Here is a 13,534-nt window from a genome sequence, read left to right as displayed (position 1 = left end):
GTGGCTGTCACCCGGCCTTGTGGATACCACTGGCACGTTCAAAGCCGCTCGATCAGGCGCTTTTCGCTGTGTGCGCAATAGTCGTGGCATGCCGCGCGTGCGGCGTTTGCCGCGCCGTGCACGAAGAGCGGCGCATCGGTGCGGCGCGACATCGAAACGACGATCGAAGGCGGCGACGGCTGCAGCGGTAATTCGACGACCTCGCCGCGCGCGATCAGGTCGTCGACAAAAAGACGCGGAATGGCGGCAACACCGAAGCCGTCGCGCACCAGTTGCACGATCACCGAGATCGAGGGCGAGCCGGTGATGCGGGTGTCGGAAATGCTCACGCCGTTGGCGAGCGCGAGCTTGCTCACGATGTCTTCGAGCGCGCGATGCGGCGCCGTCCCGCGCCCGAAGGTGAGGATAGGGTGCTGGAGCACGCGCCGCGCCAATCCGCTGCGCGAAGCGGGAAGCAGTCCCGCGCGAGCGATCCAGTGCACGGGATAGTTGGCGAGCGCGTCGCAGACCACGGAAGCTTCATCGCTGCCTTCCACGCGAATGATCAAGTCGAGTTCGCCCGCCATCAGGCGCCGCTGCAAAACGACGCTCACATCCACCGCCAGTTCCACTTCGAGTTGCGGGTAGTCCTGACTGAGCCTGCGCATGTAATCGGCGAGCCAGCTATGCACGACCGTTTCGATCACGCCGAGGCGAAGCTTGCCGCGCATGGCACCTTGCGTCGACGCGGCAGCCTGAAGCCGGCGCGTTGCCTCCACTACCGCCTTTGCATAGCCGAGCAGATATTCGCCGTTGGGCGTGAGCCGGAATTCGCGGCTCTTGCGATCGACCAGCACGGTGTGCAATTCGTCTTCCAGCACCTTGAGGCGCTGCGAAATGGCTGCGGGCGTCGCATGCAGCGCCGTGGCCGTGGTGCGAAAGTTGCGCAGCTTCGCGAGCGTGACGAAGGTTTCCAGAAATCGCGTGTTCATGGCGCTGGCGGGAGAGGATCGCGATGAAATCGGGGGAAACCCGCGATTCCGTTAAGAAATTCTATTCGCCTGACCGAAGAAAAACTAGTTGGCGTCAAATTTTTGTCTTTCCTATGCTTCGTCCTGACAAGTTGGCAAGCGCGCGACAGGCTGCCGTTCACCGCGGCACCTGAGCCGCACGCTTTCCCCGCACTTCTTTCTTTCACGCCGTCCCCAGACCATGACCCCATACGAATTCCGGCTTGCCGTGCGCGCACGTGATTTCCGCGGCCCCACAGCCGGTTACTGCGGCGAGTACGCGCAGGCCAACCTTGCGATCTTGCCCGAGACGCACGCGCACGACTTCCTGCGCTTTTGTCATGCGAATCCCAAGGCATGCCCGCTGCTCGGCGTGGGCGAGCCCGGCGATTTTCGTGTGCCGGCGCTCGGCCGCGACATCGACATCCGCACGGACGTGCCCGCCTATAACGTCTATCGCCACGGGGAGTTGAGCGAATGCGTCCATTCGCTCGAATCGCTCTGGCAGGACGATTTCGTCGTGTTTGCCATCGGCTGCTCGTTTTCGTTCGAGCATATGCTGGCGCTCGAAGGCATTGCGCTGCGTCATGTGGAAGAGCGGTGCAATGTGCCGATGTACCGCACGCGCCGCGCGAACCAGCGCGCGGGGGTGTTCGGCGGCGAACTGGTCGTGTCGATGCGCCCCATGCGCGGTGCCGATGCGATACGCGCGGTGCAGATCACGAGCCGCTTTCCGGGCGTGCATGGGGCGCCGGTGCATATCGGCGATGCGGCGGAACTGGGCATTGCCGACCTCGCGCGGCCCGAATTCGGCGACGCGGTGACCATCCGCGCGGGCGAACTGCCCGTGTACTGGGCTTGCGGAGTGACCCCGCAAACGGCGCTCATGGACGCCAGGCTGCCGCTCGCGATCGCCCATGCGCCAGGCCACATGCTCATGACGGATATCACCAATTCATCGCTAGCGGTGTTTTAGGCGCGCCAACCGCGCACGGTATTCATTAGCACGTCTATCAAAAGGGGAGCAACAGATGGACAGCAAGACAATCGCGTCGCCTGCCACCGACTCTGCACCGTCGTCCATACCAGCGCGGGAGCAGGAGCGTTCGTGGTACGCACACGCGTCGCCTCAGGCGCGGCGGGCGTTCTGGAGCTGCAAGGTCGGCTACATGCTCGACGGCATGGATACGCAAATGCTCTCGTTCGTGATTCCCACGCTCGTGGCGAGCTGGGGTATCAGCCTGGGTAACGCGGGGTTCATCGGCACGCTCACGCTGCTGTCGTCGGCGCTTGGCGGCTGGATTGCCGGCATTCTCTCCGACCGCATCGGCCGCGTACGTACGCTGCAGCTCACCGTGCTCTGGTTCGCGCTCTTCACGGGTCTCTGCGGGCTCGCGCAGAACTATGGGCAACTGCTCGCCGCGCGTGCGCTGATGGGCTTCGGATTCGGCGGCGAATGGACGGCGGGCGCGGTGCTGATCGGCGAGGTGATTCGCGCGAAGGACCGCGGCAAGGCAGTGGGGCTCGTGCAATCGGGCTGGGCGCTCGGGTGGGGGCTGGCCGCTTTGCTCTATGCGGTGCTGTTCTCGGTTCTGCCGCCGGAGTTGGCGTGGCGTTCGCTGTTTCTCGTCGGCGTGGCTCCCGCGCTGCTCGTGCTCGTGATCCGGCGGTATGTCAAGGAGCCCGAAATATTCACGAGCGCGAGGGCGGCGCGGGCCGAGGCGGGCGACAAGCCGCGCTTTACCGAAATCTTCGCGCCGAAGCTGCGCTGGACAACGCTGCGCGCGGCGCTTCTCGCAACAGGTGCGCAAGGCGGCTACTACGCAATCACGACCTGGCTGCCCACGTTCCTCAAGAGCGAGCGCCATCTCACCGTGTTGGGCACGGGCGGTTATCTCGCGATGATCATCGCAGGCTCGTATGTCGGCTATCTAGCGAGCGCGTGGCTCACCGACCGGCTCGGCCGCAAGCCCAACTTCATCCTCTTTGCGGCGGGCTCCATGGCGATTGCGTACGCGTACACGTCGCTGCCGCTCACGAATGGCTCGATGCTGTGGCTCGGTTTTCCACTCGGCTTTTTCGCTTCGGGCATTTTCTCGGGCATGGGCGCGTTCCTCACCGAACTCTTTCCCACACGTGTGCGCGGTTCGGGGCAGGGCTTCTGCTACAACGTGGGCCGCGCAGTCGGCGCGCTGTTTCCCTTCCTGATCGGCGCGCTCGCGAAGCAGTTCGGTCTCGGGCCGAGCATCGGCATCTTCGCCATTGCGGCCTATGGCGTGCTGATCGTCGCGGCGCTTACGCTGCCCGAAACGCGCGGGCGTGAACTCGAATCGGCGTAACGGGGCAATGGCTTGACGGGGCAACGGGGCCGCGCTCTTACGCGAGGTCGCGCGCCTTGATCGTATCGCTGGCGCGCACGAAATTGCCGGCGCCGAGATGGTGGATCGTATGCAGATCCGCATTGCTACGGTCGAGTTCCCAGTGGCCATTGCGGAAGGCGCGCGGGTCGGCGGCGGCGGCGATCACTTCGCCGAAGCACGTGTCGTAAGCCTCTTCGGTATGCCGCTCGGGAATCAGGCGGCATTCCATCCACGCGGCGCAGCCCGCTTCGAGCAACGGCAAACCGAGCTTCGGGCCCGTAATGGCGCCGATACCGAAGCGCTGGAACTTATCCGTGTCGCGGCCGCTCACGCTGCCCACGGCGTAGGTGAGATCGATTGCCGCGGCACCCGGAATGATGACGCCGAACGTGCCGCTTGCGCTGACGAGTTCGCGCGTGAACGTGCGCTTGTCGATCACGATGGCGATGCGCGGCGGCGTGAATTCCACGGGCATCGACCACGCGGCCGCCATGATGTTGCGGCGCTTGCCGTCGCTGCTGGTGACGAGCACGGTGGGGCCATGATTGATGAGGCGGCTGGCGTGTTCGAGCGCCACGGGCGTGAAAGTCGAGAGGGTTTCCATCGGGCGTCAATTCGCGGTGGTTGGAACCCGAGCGACTTTACCTCAGAAACCCGAGGGCTGTGGCGAGCAGCCGTTAGCGCGGGGCCAATGAAATCAGGAAGCCCGAGCGCCGCTCGCATTTCCCGCGCGGCGTCCAAAGGCCTGGCGGACCCAGCCTTGCGCGTTCACCACGAGCAGGCCGAGCAGCACGAGCGCCGAGCCTAAGAGGAACGCGGGTTCCACGCGCTCATTCAGCAGCAGCACGCCGAACGCCACCCCGAACAGCGGCGTCATGAACGAGAGCACGCCAAGGCGCGCGGCCAGATAGCGGCGCAGCATCCAGAACCACACGAGATAGCTCACGAACGAGACGAGCAGCGTCTGGAACGCGAGGCTTGCCCACGCGAGCGGCGTGCCTTGAAAGTGGGTCTGTCCGGTCAGGGCCGCGAACGGCACCAGCACGACGAAGGCGCCGGCCAGTTGATAGAAGAGGGTTTGCGTGGCGGGCGCTTCGCTCAGGCGGCTCGTGCGCACGGCCACGGTGGTCAACCCCCAGGCCGCGCCCGCGCAAAGACCCATGAAGTCGCCGAGCAGCCACAGCGGCGAAGCGGGCGAGCCGCCGCCCAGCAGCGCGGGGCCGACGAACGTGATGGCGATACCCGCGAACGCGATCGCGATGCCGCTCCACTGCAGCGGCGCGAGCCGTTCGTCGGGCAGGCGCAGATGCAGCCCGATGGCGGCGAACATCGGCGCGGTATAGATGAAGACGGCCATATGCGAGGCGTTGGTCCAGCGCAAGCCCATGGCCACGAACACGAATTCCAGCGCGAACAGGCCGCCCGTGACGAGCCCCGCGCCCAGTGCGACGCCCGGCAGCCAGCGCTCGCGCGAAACGAGCCGGTTGAACAGCCAAACGAGGCCCGCCGCCACGCCCGAGCGCAACCCGATCTGCAGCATGGGCGGGATTTCCCCGGCCACCGCCTTGATCGCGACCTGCTGCAGACCCCACGCGAGGCATAGCACCACCATGATGGCCAGGGCTTTTGCATCGACTTGCTTTCTCATTGCGGACTCGCTGACCTGATGATCGGGGATGGAGATGGGTGAAATTTTGCGATTGCGAGCGTAGTATTCATGCGTCGGGATGCACGCATATAGCGCAAAACTGACAATCGATAGCCCCGGACCGCCATGCCCAACCCACGCGTTCGCCCGCGCCCCGCGCGCCATCTGCGCCTGCCGCCTTTCACCGACGTGCTGCCCACGCCGGTGTTCTTCCGCATGGAACACATGCCTTCGCACGCAACCTATCCGCAGATGTGCCACCCGTGGGGCGAGTTCGTCTATGCCTTCAGCGGCACGACCGAGGTCAAGGCGGGCGACGAGCACTACATCACGCCGCCGCATCTCGGGCTCTGGATCGCACCCGGCACGGAGCACGTGGGTTTCAACGAGCAGGAGACGGTGCATTGCTCCGTGTACATCAGCCGCGATCTGTGCACGCGCATGCCCGCTTCGAGCTGCGCGGTGATGGTGTCGCCGCTCGTGCGCGCCATCCTCGAGCATCTGCGCGAGACGCCCGTCGAGGAGGAGGGCGAGGCGGCACGCGCGCGCCTCTTGCGCGTGCTCGTGGATCAGCTTTCGACCTGCGCGACCACGGGCAGCTTCGTGCCGCACACCGATGACGCCGATCTCAACGCGGTCCTCCAGGTGCTGCGCGACAACCCCGCAGACAACCGCTCGCTCGCCGAGCTTGCCGCTGCGTTTTACATGAGCGAGCGCACGCTCATGCGGCGCGCACAGAACCAGCTTGGCATGTCGTTGACGGAATGGCGTCAACGCATCCGGCTCGTGAATGCGTTGCCCATGCTCCACGCGGGGCGCAGCGTCGAAGCCGTGGCGCTGGATCTGGGGTACGCCACATCGTCGGCATTCATCGCCATGTTCCGCCGGCTGACGGGCACGAGTCCTGGCCAGTTCGTGGCGCGCACGCGCTGAGCATCGGGCTGCGCGCAGCGATTAATGAATCCCCGCGAAAACCCACGAAACGCCACACGATGCTAAAGATTCGCGGCACGCGCGCCGTTAGAGGAGGCATGAAAGCCCTCCTCACCCAAACCGACGCGCGCTTCATCCTGTCGATCGCCCTCGAGCTGGCCGAGAGCCAGGCCGCTGCGGCCGGGGTTCAGCTCGAATCGGCGGCGGGAACGGCGATTTACGACGATATGATCGTCGCCACACTCTCGCAATTCGCGCCTACCGTCACGATCGACGAATTCTACGGCTTGCTCGATCGGCCCGAGCTGCTCCACTGAGCGGCGGCGCGGCCCGCAATTGAAGCAGGAGCGGCCGCCGCCTCGTTGCGTACGCAACGAGGCGGGCAGTCGTCCGCAACTTCTCGTGTATCTCCGCGACGTCTTCCGCGCCAACGGGTGCACGGCGTCGCCCCAACTCGCATGCACCACGTCGAACAAATCGGCCGTCTTTCCGGTCGGACAGCCCCTATTCGAACGGCAGCATCGCGCAGAGCGCGCTCCGCACTGACCCAACAAATAAAACAAGTTGTTTGACAACTAAAGGGGGCGGTGCTACTGTGCGCAGTATCGACAACCCTCCATCCCAGCACGAGGCCTCATGAACGTGTCCCCGATTGTCGAGAGCGAATTCGCCTCGACTGTGATGGCAGTGCCGCCGCTCGCACGCCGCCCCGACTTCTCCCTCGACGTCGAACAAAACCGCAAGCTGATCCGCCACATGGAAGCTGGCGGCATCCGCACGCTGCTGTATGGAGGCAACGCGAACCTGTATCACGTCGCCGTCAGCGAATTCCGCGAGTTGCTTGACATGCTCGCCGACCTCACGGCGCCCGCAACGCGCGTGATCCCGGCCATCGGCCCCGACTACGGCAAGATGCTCGATCAGGCGCGCATTTTCGCGCAAACGCAATACCAGACCGCCATGGTGCTGCCGCTGTCCGGCATCACCACGCCCGCAGGCGTGGAAGCGGGCCTCACGCGCATCGTCGACACGGCCGGCATTCCGCTCACGCTCTACATCAAGAGCGAAGACTATGTGGACGTCGACACGCTCGTGCGCCTGATCGACCGCGGCACGCTCATTGCGATCAAGTACGCGATCGTGCGCGAGGATCCGGCGAATGACCCGTACCTGCGCCGCCTGCTGCAAAGCGTGCCGGCGTCGAAGGTGGTTTCGGGCATGGGCGAGCGCCCGGCGCTCGTCCACGTGCGCGATTTCGGTCTGGCCGCATGGACCACGGGCTCGGGCTGTATCGCCCCCGGCGCGATCATGGCGCTGCTGAAGGCCGCGAAAGCGGGCCGTGCGCAAGAAGCGCAACGCCTCTACGATGCGTTCATGCCGCTCGAAACGCTGCGCGACGACATCTCGCTCATTCGCGTGCTGCATGACGCCGTGACGCGCTCGGGCATTGCCGACATGGGCCCGATCCTGCCGCTGCTCTCGCAGTCGCCGGCCGAGGCCTTGCCGGCAATCGGCGAGGCGGCCCAGGCGCTGCTCGCATTCGAGCAGAAGCTTGTTGGCTCGGCACAGACCACCAACGCCTGAGAAAGGCACATCCAGTTCAACGGAGCGAACATGCAGATTACTGGAGCCATGCTGCTGGGCGCGCAAGCGGTGCGCGGCGAGGCGGGCGAGATGCGCGCCTTCGCGCCCGCGCTCGGCCAGGAGATCGAGCCGTCGTTCGGCCTCGGCGGCAAGGCCGAAGTCGCGCGCGCCTGCGAACTCGCGGGGCAGGCGTTCGACGCCTTCCGCGCCGCCCCGCACGAAACGCGTGCGCGCCTGCTCGAAGCGATCGCCGAGCGTATTCTCGGCATCGGCGAAGCCCTCATCGAGCGAGCGTATCTCGAATCGGCGTTGCCCAAGGCGCGCCTCGAAGGCGAGCGCGGCCGCACGGTCGGCCAGTTGCGCCTCTTCGCGTCGCTCGTGCGCGATGGCCACTGGTGCGGCGCCGTGCTCGACTCGGCGCAGCCCGAACGTAAGCCGCTGCCGCGTTCGGACCTGCGCGCGCACCGCATCCCGCTCGGCCCCGTGGCCGTGTTCGGCGCGAGCAACTTCCCGCTGGCGTTTTCGGTGGCGGGCGGCGATACCGCTTCGGCACTGGCCGCCGGTTGTCCGGTCGTGGTGAAGGCGCACCTGGCGCACCCGGGCACCTCGGAACTGGTGGGCCGCGCGATCCAGCAGGCCGTCGCCGAAGTCGGTCTGCCCGAAGGCGTGTTCTCGCTCGTCTTCGGCGGCGGCAACGAAACGGGCGAAGCGCTCGTGGCGCATCCGGCCATCAAGGCGGTGGGCTTCACGGGTTCGCGCCGCGGGGGGCTCGCGCTTTCGCACATTGCCGCGACGCGCGCCGAGCCGATCCCGGTCTATGCCGAAATGAGCAGCATCAACCCGATGTTCGTGCTGCCCGCGGCGCTGGCCGCACGCGGCGAATCGCTCGCGCAGGGTTTCGTCGATTCGCTCACGTTGGGCGTCGGCCAGTTCTGCACGAACCCGGGCCTCGTGCTCGCCATCGACGGCCCTGAACTCGACCGCTTCCTGAAGGCGGCCAGCGCCGCGCTCACGCAGAAGCCCTCGCAAAGCATGCTGACGGCGGGCATCGCCTCGGCGTATGGCGAAGGCGTCGCGGCGCGCAAGCAACTGCCGGGCGTCGAGAACCTCGCCGAGGGCACGAAGACGCAAGCGCATTGCGACGCGCTTCCCGTGCTCTTCAAGGCGAGCGCGGAGCAGTTCCTCGCCCAGCACGCGTTGTCGGACGAGATCTTCGGGCCGACCTCGGTCGTCGTGGCGTGCCGCGACGAAGCCGAACTCGCGCGCGTGGCGGAGCACCTCGAAGGGCAGCTCACGGCAACGCTCCACATCGACCGCGACGACTACGCAATGGCCGCGCGCCTCATGCCGGTACTCGAGCGCAAGGCGGGCCGCATACTCGCGAACGGCTTCCCGACGGGCGTCGAAGTCTCCTATGCGATGGTTCACGGCGGCCCATTCCCGGCCACCTCGGACCCGCGCGCGACGTCGGTGGGCGCGATGGCGATCGAGCGCTTCCTGCGTCCGGTCTGCTACCAGGATCTGCCGGCCGAGTTGCTGCCGGCCACGCTGCAGAACGACAACCCGCTCGCGCTGTGGCGTCTGCGCGACGGCGAGCTGGTGCGCAAGTAATCGCGCGAAAGCGGTCGGAAAAGCGCCTGCAGAAGCCTTCCAGGCGCTTTCTCCCACACCGGGCCGACAAGCGGCTCACGACGGCCTCACAAATACCCTAATGTTGCTTGACAACTTAATGCGTGGTTCGGCATCCTGTGTCCGGCCTGGCAAGATAAGAATCAACGGGTCGCGTTAGAACAATTCCATAAACAGAAGTGAGGAGATGCGATGTTCGATGGACGCTTGAGGGCCAGGGTGCTGGCCGTATGTGTGGCGGCCGCAACGGCGCTTGGCATGAGCGCGGCGAAGGCCGATCCCGTTTCCCTGAACGTAGTCGACGTGGCCGGTAATCTGCAGCTCACGCAGAAGGCGATCGAGGCGTTCAAGGCGAAGTATCCGAATCTCGTTTCCAATATCACTTACACCAACGCGCCCGCGCCGCAACTGCCTGGCAAGATCAAGGCAATGCAGGCCGCCGGCCGCGCCGACATCGACCTCGTGCTGACGGGCACCGACGCGCTCGCCGCCGGCATCGAACTGAACCTGTGGATGAAGCTGCTGCCGGATCAGCAGGCAGGGTTGCCGGGCGTGCTCGACAAGTACGCGCCTGGCCCGCGCAAGATGCAGGATCTCGCACAAGGCTATGGCCTCGAAGTCTCGTATATGCCTGCGGGTCCACTGGTCGAATACAACCCGGCCAAGGTCGCCAGGCCGCCGCAAACGCCGCAGGAACTGCTTGCCTGGTGCAAGGCGAACCCCGGCAAGCTGATCTACGCGCGTCCGGCCAACTCCGGCCCGGGCCGCACGTTCCTGATGGGCCTGCCGTACCTGCTCGGCGACAACAATCCGCAAGACCCCATCAACGGCTGGGACAAGACCTGGGCGTTCCTCAAGGAGCTGAACGCGTGCGTGCCGTATTACCCGGGCGGCACTTCGGCGGTGATGAAGGAACTGGGCGAGGGCACGCGCGACATGACCGTGACCGTGACCGGCTGGGACATCAATCCGCGTGCGCTCGGCATCGTGCCCGCCGACTTCAGGGTCCAGGCGTTCAACAACATGACGTGGGTGAACGACGCCCACTTCATGGTCGTGCCGAAGGGCGTTTCGAAGGAGAAGCTCGCGGTGCTGCTCAAGCTCATGAATTTCATGCTCGAGCCGCAGCAGCAGGCCATGACGTACGACGACGGCTACTTCTATCCCGGCCCCGCCGTGAAGGACGTGACGCTCCAGATGGCGCCGCAGCAAAGCCAGGACGTGATCGCGAAGTACGGCCGCCCCGAGTACGCGAAGTGGCTCGCGGCTTATCCGCATGTCCAGCCGCTTTCGGCGCAGGCGATGGTCGCGGCGTTCCAGAAATGGGACCGCGAAGTCGGCTCGCAGAAGTCGCAGTGAGCGGCGCAAGCATCAGCGATGGACGGACGGCGCGCGCGTGGTGCGGTTCGAGCGCCGTCCGCGATCCCTGTTCATGGAGTTGATCTCGTTGGTCAGGAAGGTGTCATGAAGCATTCTTTCGATCGTTTGCGCCTCGACTCGGTGTGCCGTAGTTTTGCGAACGCGGAGGGGGCGCAGGTCGCGGCGCTGCGCGGTCTCGATCTCGACATTCGCCGCGGCGAATTCATCGCGCTGCTGGGGCCCTCGGGCTGCGGGAAATCCACGGCGCTCAATTGCATCGCAGGTCTGCAACCGCTCACGAGCGGCAGCATCTGGCTCGATGACCTGCGTATCGACGTGCTGCCTCCCGAAAAGCGCGGCTTCGGCATGGTGTTTCAGAATTACGCGTTGTTCCCGCACATGACGGTGCTGGAAAACGTGGGCTTCGGCCTGAAGATGCAGGGCGTGCCGCGCGACGAGGCCAGGCGCCGCGCGCGCGAGGCGCTGCAGCTCGTGCAGCTCGTGGGCCATGAAAACAAGCTGCCGGGCCAGCTTTCGGGTGGCCAGCAGCAGCGCGTGGCGATCGCCCGCGCCATCGTCATCGAACCGCCGCTCGTGCTGATGGACGAGCCGCTCTCTAACCTCGACACGAAGCTGCGCATCGAAATGCGCGCGGAAATCCGCCGCATCCACGGGCAGCTCGAACGCGCCACCCTCTACGTGACGCACGATCAGGACGAAGCGCTCTCCATGGCGGACCGCATCGTCGTGATGAAAGAGGGCGTCGTGCAGCAGGTGGCGAGCCCGAAGGAAGTCTATAGCCGTCCTTCGAATCTCCATGTCGCGCGCTTCATGGGCTTTCGCAATGTGCTGCCGTTCTCGATTACCGGCGAACGCGGCGAGCATATCGCGATGTCCTCGTCGGGCATCACCCTCACCGGTGTGCCGATGGGCGAACTCGAAGGCCGCAACGAGATTTCGGTGGCGATGCGCCCCGAAGATTTCGAGCGCGCCAGCGCGGGCGACGCGAACGCCTTCGACGTCGAAGTGGAGATGGTCGAATACGGCGGCCGCGATTCGCTGCTGCTGGCCAATGCGCCGTTCGGCAAGCTGTGGGCGCGCGTGGAGGGCGAATTCGAAGCGGGGGAGCACGCCACGCTGCGCGTCGCGCCTTCGCACGTGCTGGCTTATGCGGAGCGTGCATCATGAGCGCGCTCGCCTCGCCATCGACGCGCGCGCCGCGCGATTCGCGCGGCTGGCTCGTCACGCCCGCGCTCGGCTTCATCATCGCGCTGTTCCTCTATCCGTTCGCCTACGGTCTCGTGCTGTCGTTCAAGCCGATGAACGGCGGCGGCATGTTCGCCAATTACCTGCAGTTCATCCACGACCTGTCGCTGTGGCCCACGGTGTTCGTCACGCTCAAGCTGGCGGTGCCCGCGACTCTCATCAATGTCGGTCTCTCGCTGCCCGTGGCCTTCGCGCTGCGCCGCAAGTCGCCGTACCAGAAGCTCGTGACGACGCTGCTCGTAATTCCCGTCACGCTCGGCACGGTGCTGATCGCCGACGGCATGCTGAGCTATTTCGGCCCGAACGGCTGGTTCCCGCAGGCGATGCACGCGCTGCATCTGTACACGAGCGAAGAGATTCGTCTCACGCACAACTATTGGGGCGTGCTGATTTCGCTGATCGTCTCGGGTTTCCCGTTCGCGTTTCTGCTCACGCTCTCGTACGTCACCGGCATCGACCCGACGCTCGCACGTGCGGCAGCCACGCTCGGCGCGGGGCCGTGGCAGCAGTTCCGGCAGATCTATCTGCCGCTGCTCGCGCCGGGTCTCACGATGGCCGCGTGCCTGTCGTTCGTGCAGGCGTATTCGGTGTTTCCGTCGGCCGTGCTGCTGGGCGCGCCTGCCGGCCCGACGCGCGTGATCTCCATTGCGGCATCGGAGGCGGCGTTCGAGAGTTATGACTACTCGCTCGCCTCGACGATCGCGATCGTGATGGGCTTCGTGCAACTGGTGGTGGTGGCCGCGATGCTGGGCGCGAAGCGCTACTTCTACTCGGGCCCGGTGAGCGGAGGAAAAGGCTGATGAGCGCACATCAACGCAACGCGGCCGGTCTTCCGGCCGGCGCGCCCGTGCGCGAAGAGCGTCCCGCGCCCGCCGCCGAGGCGCCGCATACCAAAGCAGCCTCGCGACTGCCCGACCTGTTCTGGAAAGTATTCGTCTGGGGCGGCATGGCGTTCTTCCTGCTCAACGTGCTGCTTTTGATCGCCACGGTGGGCGTGAACTCCATCGCCACGCGCTGGTTCGGCACGCCGCTGCCGCAAGGCTTCACGCTGCACTGGTATGCGCAGGCGTGGCGCGACTTCCAGCTGTCGAGCGTGCTGTGGGTGACGTTCGAAGTCGTGGGCTCGGTCGTGCTCCTCTCCATCGCGCTCGGCGTGCCAGCGGCCTATGCCTTGGCGCGCGCGCAATTCCCCGGCAAGCGTTTCGCCATGCTCGTGTTCCTGCTGCCGCTCATGGTGCCGCCCGTCACATACGGCATCCCGATGGCGACCGCGATGTATCAGGTGGGCCTCGCCGGCACGCTGCCCGGCGTGATCCTCGCGAACCTGGTGCCGGCGCTGCCGTTCGTGATCCTCGTGATGACACCGTTCATCGAGCAGATCGATCCCAATCTCGAATCGGCCGCGCGCATTTTCGGCGCCAACACGCTGCGCTATTTCCGCTATGTATTGCTGCCGCTCCTCGTGCCGGGGATGCTGGCGGCGGGGCTGCTCGTGCTCGTGCGCACGATCGGCATGTTCGAACTCACTTTCTTTACCGCCGGGCCCGACACGCAAACGCTGGTGGTCGCGCTGTACTACGCCGTCTTTTCGACGGGCGTGCGCGCGCCGCAATCCATCGACGCGATGGCGATGATCTACATGGCCATCACGCTCGCGTGGGTGCTGGTCGCCCTGCAGTTCGTCAGCCCGACACAGCTCGTGTCGCGCGTGAAGGAGCAGCGCTAGGCGGCGCCGGCGGCTTGACTGGAAACACCTGGAGCAACGC

General features: G+C 65.7%; 13 protein-coding genes. 10 read left to right on the top strand and 3 right to left on the bottom strand.

Annotated features, from left to right (window positions below; genetic code table 11):
• Nucleotides 1–38 precede the first annotated feature (38 nt).
• Complete coding sequence (locus tag BMI01S_RS20705; RefSeq protein WP_028231650.1) at nucleotides 39–971, bottom strand: LysR family transcriptional regulator; 933 nt, start codon at nucleotides 969–971, stop codon at nucleotides 39–41.
• Between the two features lie 220 nt (nucleotides 972–1,191).
• Between BMI01S_RS20705 and BMI01S_RS20700 the strand changes: the two genes are divergently transcribed.
• Both BMI01S_RS20700 and BMI01S_RS20695 read left to right on the top strand, forming a co-directional pair.
• A complete protein-coding gene (locus tag BMI01S_RS20700) occupies nucleotides 1,192–1,965 on the top strand; it encodes a putative hydro-lyase (RefSeq protein ID WP_028210948.1) in 774 nt (257 codons plus the stop codon).
• A 55-nt stretch (nucleotides 1,966–2,020) separates the two neighbouring features.
• Nucleotides 2,021–3,328: an MFS transporter gene (locus BMI01S_RS20695; RefSeq protein ID WP_028231651.1), complete on the top strand. Its 1,308-nt coding sequence runs from the start codon at nucleotides 2,021–2,023 to the stop codon at nucleotides 3,326–3,328.
• Between the two features lie 37 nt (nucleotides 3,329–3,365).
• Here the strand turns inward: BMI01S_RS20695 and BMI01S_RS20690 are convergent, their stop codons facing one another.
• Together BMI01S_RS20690 and BMI01S_RS20685 are read right to left on the bottom strand one after the other, a co-directional pair.
• Nucleotides 3,366–3,953 carry a flavin reductase family protein gene (locus BMI01S_RS20690; RefSeq protein ID WP_028210950.1) on the bottom strand — a complete coding sequence of 196 codons (588 nt, stop codon included), beginning with the start codon at nucleotides 3,951–3,953 and terminating at the stop codon, nucleotides 3,366–3,368.
• A gap of 93 nt (nucleotides 3,954–4,046) precedes the next feature.
• Nucleotides 4,047–4,997: a DMT family transporter gene (locus BMI01S_RS20685; RefSeq protein WP_028210951.1), complete on the bottom strand. Its 951-nt coding sequence runs from the start codon at nucleotides 4,995–4,997 to the stop codon at nucleotides 4,047–4,049.
• Nucleotides 4,998–5,123: 126 nt separating this feature from the next.
• Between BMI01S_RS20685 and BMI01S_RS20680 the strand changes: the two genes are divergently transcribed.
• The 8 genes from BMI01S_RS20680 (at nucleotide 5,124) to BMI01S_RS20645 (ending at nucleotide 13,494) form a co-directional block, all read left to right on the top strand.
• On the top strand, nucleotides 5,124–5,930 hold the full coding sequence (locus BMI01S_RS20680; protein WP_028210952.1) for an AraC family transcriptional regulator: 807 nt from the start codon (nucleotides 5,124–5,126) through the stop codon (nucleotides 5,928–5,930).
• Between the two features lie 98 nt (nucleotides 5,931–6,028).
• Nucleotides 6,029–6,247: a hypothetical protein gene (locus BMI01S_RS20675; RefSeq protein WP_028210953.1), complete on the top strand. Its 219-nt coding sequence runs from the start codon at nucleotides 6,029–6,031 to the stop codon at nucleotides 6,245–6,247.
• A gap of 319 nt (nucleotides 6,248–6,566) precedes the next feature.
• Entirely contained in the window at nucleotides 6,567–7,514 is a 948-nt protein-coding gene (locus BMI01S_RS20670; RefSeq protein ID WP_028231652.1) for a dihydrodipicolinate synthase family protein, read from the top strand.
• Between the two features lie 30 nt (nucleotides 7,515–7,544).
• The gene (locus BMI01S_RS20665; protein WP_028231653.1) at nucleotides 7,545–9,125 is read left to right on the top strand and encodes an aldehyde dehydrogenase (NADP(+)); all 1,581 of its coding nucleotides are present in this window, start codon (nucleotides 7,545–7,547) and stop codon (nucleotides 9,123–9,125) included.
• Nucleotides 9,126–9,401: 276 nt separating this feature from the next.
• The gene (locus BMI01S_RS20660; protein WP_244145386.1) at nucleotides 9,402–10,502 is read left to right on the top strand and encodes an ABC transporter substrate-binding protein; all 1,101 of its coding nucleotides are present in this window, start codon (nucleotides 9,402–9,404) and stop codon (nucleotides 10,500–10,502) included.
• A 105-nt stretch (nucleotides 10,503–10,607) separates the two neighbouring features.
• Nucleotides 10,608–11,690: an ABC transporter ATP-binding protein gene (locus tag BMI01S_RS20655; RefSeq protein ID WP_028231655.1), complete on the top strand. Its 1,083-nt coding sequence runs from the start codon at nucleotides 10,608–10,610 to the stop codon at nucleotides 11,688–11,690.
• The gene (locus BMI01S_RS20650; RefSeq protein WP_028210958.1) at nucleotides 11,687–12,568 is read left to right on the top strand and encodes an ABC transporter permease; all 882 of its coding nucleotides are present in this window, start codon (nucleotides 11,687–11,689) and stop codon (nucleotides 12,566–12,568) included. The genes BMI01S_RS20655 and BMI01S_RS20650 overlap by 4 nt, the downstream gene beginning before the upstream one ends.
• Nucleotides 12,568–13,494, top strand: a complete 927-nt coding sequence (locus BMI01S_RS20645) for an ABC transporter permease (protein WP_028210959.1) — start codon at nucleotides 12,568–12,570, stop codon at nucleotides 13,492–13,494. The genes BMI01S_RS20650 and BMI01S_RS20645 overlap by 1 nt, the downstream gene beginning before the upstream one ends.
• The last annotated feature ends 40 nt before the right edge of the window (nucleotides 13,495–13,534 follow it).

Source organism: Paraburkholderia mimosarum LMG 23256 = NBRC 106338 (assembly GCF_000739815.1).
Lineage (GTDB): Bacteria > Pseudomonadota > Gammaproteobacteria > Burkholderiales > Burkholderiaceae > Paraburkholderia > Paraburkholderia mimosarum.
This window is presented reverse-complemented; position numbering and strand designations above follow the sequence as displayed.